Consider the following 1385-nt stretch of genomic DNA (forward strand, 5'->3'; position numbering starts at 1 on the left):
TGAGCTGGGGGTGGCCGCAGAGACCAGCGAGAAGCGACTGTTTACTAAAAACACAGGTCCGTGCGAAGCCGTAAGGCGATGTATACGGACTGACGCCTGCCCGGTGCTGGAACGTTAAGGGGACCGGTTAGCTCTGATTCGTCAGGGCGAAGCTGAGAACTTAAGCGCCAGTAAACGGCGGTGGTAACTATAACCATCCTAAGGTAGCGAAATTCCTTGTCGGGTAAGTTCCGACCTGCACGAATGGCGTAACGACTTCTCGACTGTCTCAACCATAGGCCCGGTGAAATTGCACTACGAGTAAAGATGCTCGTTTCGCGCAGCAGGACGGAAAGACCCCGGGACCTTTACTACAGTTTGATATTGGTGTTCGGTTCGGCTTGTGTAGGATAGCTGGGAGACTGTGAACTCTGGACGCCAGTTCAGGGGGAGTCGTCGTTGAAATACCAGTCTGGTCGTGCTGGATGTCTAACCTGGGTCCGTGATCCGGATCAGGGACAGTGTCTGATGGGTAGTTTAACTGGGGCGGTTGCCTCCTAAAGAGTAACGGAGGCGCCCAAAGGTTCCCTCAGCCTGGTTGGCAATCAGGTGTTGAGTGTAAGTGCACAAGGGAGCTTGACTGTGAGACCGACGGGTCGAGCAGGGACGAAAGTCGGGACTAGTGATCCGGCGGTGGCTTGTGGAAGCGCCGTCGCTCAACGGATAAAAGGTACCCCGGGGATAACAGGCTGATCTTCCCCAAGAGTCCATATCGACGGGATGGTTTGGCACCTCGATGTCGGCTCGTCGCATCCTGGGGCTGGAGTCGGTCCCAAGGGTTGGGCTGTTCGCCCATTAAAGCGGTACGCGAGCTGGGTTTAGAACGTCGTGAGACAGTTCGGTCCCTATCCGCTGTGCGCGTAGGAATATTGAGAAGGGCTGTCCCTAGTACGAGAGGACCGGGACGGACGAACCTCTGGTGTGCCAGTTGTTCTGCCAAGGGCATGGCTGGTTGGCTACGTTCGGGAGGGATAACCGCTGAAAGCATCTAAGCGGGAAGCCTGCTTCGAGATGAGTATTCCCACCTCCTTGAGAGGGTAAGGCTCCCAGTAGACGACTGGGTTGATAGGCCGGATATGGAAGCACGGTAACGTGTGGAGTTGACCGGTACTAATAGGCCGAGGGCTTGTCCTCAGTTGCTCGCGTCCACTGTGTTGGTTCTGAAACCACGAACAGCCCCATGCCATGGTCACGGTATGGTGCGGCATGGTTCGACAGTTTCATAGTGTTTCGGTGGTTATAGCGTAGGGGAAACGCCCGGTTACATTCCGAACCCGGAAGCTAAGCCTTACAGCGCCGATGGTACTGCAGGGGGGACCCTGTGGGAGAGTAGGACGCCGCCGAAC

General features: G+C 56.2%; 2 rRNA genes. Both read left to right on the plus strand.

Features of this window, described 5'->3' with window-relative positions:
• Positions 1–1173, plus strand: a 23S ribosomal RNA gene (locus ACFY5B_RS39455); the annotation flags it as partial.
• Between the two features lie 95 nt (positions 1174–1268).
• Positions 1269–1385: ribosomal RNA gene (gene rrf, locus ACFY5B_RS39460) — 5S ribosomal RNA — on the plus strand.

This window comes from Streptomyces sp. NPDC013187 (assembly GCF_042899705.1).
Classification (GTDB): domain Bacteria; phylum Actinomycetota; class Actinomycetes; order Streptomycetales; family Streptomycetaceae; genus Streptomyces; species Streptomyces hawaiiensis_A.